Origin of the sequence: Nocardia sp. NPDC060220, assembly GCF_042727815.1 — a bacterium.
Lineage (GTDB): Bacteria > Actinomycetota > Actinomycetes > Mycobacteriales > Mycobacteriaceae > Nocardia.
In genome coordinates, this window is record NZ_JBHWZY010001227.1 from 1 (window position 1) to 1,546 (window position 1,546).

The following is a 1,546-nucleotide window of genomic DNA, read 5'->3' on the forward strand; positions in this document are numbered from 1 at the left end:
GATGACCGCTACACCCAGTCCGAGATCATCGTCGAGCGCGCGATCGGTCGCGGCGAGCTGCCATCCGAGGTCGACGCACGAGCCCTCCTGATCGTCGCGACCGCACCGATCTACCACCACCTGGTCCTGTTACGCACCCCACCCGGTCCTCATCTGCCCGACCTCGCGGCGACCAGCGCCGCCCTCGCAGCAGACGCGGGCGCATTCACCCGATGACCCCTCCCACCGATCGGGGACGCGGTCACTGCGAGGACGGCGAGGTGGCGCGCGAACGGCTACGGGCGCACCAGCTTCGAGACCCCCGGTCTATACGAGCGTTCCGTGGCCGACGGTGACGTTGCCGTACAGGTTGCGCGCGAAGACCTGGACGGCCTCTCCGTTCCCCGTCGACTGATCGACGGGTTCCATCCGGTTCTGCACACTGCCGTGCAGGGCGTTGACCTCCAGCCGCGCCGCGCTACCCGGCCGGATGCCGACCTCGAGATCGCCCATCGACGTCTCCAGTCGCAGCACCCCCCGCGCGGCCTCGTCGACGCGGATGTTGCCCTTGGCGGTCTTCGCGCTGACCGAACCGCTCGGGCGTTCGACCGCGATGTCACCGGCGGACACTTCGAGATCGCATCGGTCGAATTCGCCGACGCTCACCAGTCGACCCATCGCGAGGGTCGCGTCGAGGGCGGAGCCGATCGGCACCTCGACGGTCACCGAGACCGACGGGTTGCCACCGAACGGGGTGAAGGACTTCCATTTCTTCGGAGCCTCGACCGTGAGCTTGCCGTCGGCGAACTCGACCCGAAGCTGTTCGGCGGCACGGACATCAGCCTTGCTGGAGGTATCGACCGGGCGGACCTCGACCACAGTGTCGGCGCGATCGGAGGCGACCACGGTGACGTCACCACAGGGCACATCGACGGCGACGGCGACCGGCTGCGGCGTCTGGAAAGTAGGCATCTGTACTCCTAGGCTACAAAGGTTGTACGTAGATGTATACGTACATTGCGTGCTCTCACTATAAGTAGATGTATACGTATAGCGCAAGCGCGAGTTTTCGCCTGTGCACAGATGATCAGGGAGCGAGCCTCGCGACATCGGGCGCGTAGACCGTCATCCAGTGTGGACGCAGGCGGTAGTAGACCACCTCGCTGTCCCAGTCGAAGGCGTCGCCGCCGTAGAAGTCCTGGAAGTACGCCAGCAGTTCCGGCCAGCCCGTGCCGGGCTCGCCGCCCAGCGGGTTGAGGATCTCGACCGTGCCGTGGGTGAACACGCCCAAGTTCTCACCGCGCAAGTGTGCGACGCTGGCAGCGGGCCTGGCCGCGAGGTGGCGCGCCTTCGCGGCAGTGCGCGCCGTGCCGAAGTGCCAGTGTCCGTGCAGGAAATGTCCGTCTACCGCGCTGATCCGAGGTTCACCCTTCGCCGTCACGGTGGACAGCGCGAGGGTGCACATGCCGGTGAGGGTCTGGGTGAGTTCCGCTGCGGTCAGCGTGTTCTCGGCGTCGATGATCGATCGCAAGTGGGATGTGGCGCTGGTGAGCGAGGCGTCGAGAAG

3 protein-coding genes are annotated in these 1,546 nt (G+C 66.4%); 1 reads left to right on the plus strand and 2 read right to left on the minus strand.

What is annotated here, in order from left to right; translation table 11 throughout:
* A partial coding sequence (locus tag ACFWF3_RS35525) for a TetR-like C-terminal domain-containing protein (RefSeq protein WP_379318514.1) occupies window positions 1-216 on the plus strand: 216 nt, incomplete at its 5' end.
* 90 nt (window positions 217-306) lie between these two features.
* Here the strand turns inward: ACFWF3_RS35525 and ACFWF3_RS35530 are convergent.
* A complete protein-coding gene (locus tag ACFWF3_RS35530; RefSeq protein ID WP_379318516.1) occupies window positions 307-951 on the minus strand; it encodes a DUF4097 family beta strand repeat-containing protein in 645 nt (214 codons plus the stop codon).
* A 115-nt stretch (window positions 952-1,066) separates the two neighbouring features.
* Window positions 1,067-1,546, minus strand: a 480-nt coding sequence (locus ACFWF3_RS35535) for a pyridoxamine 5'-phosphate oxidase family protein (RefSeq protein ID WP_379318518.1), incomplete at its 5' end; no start/stop codon positions are given.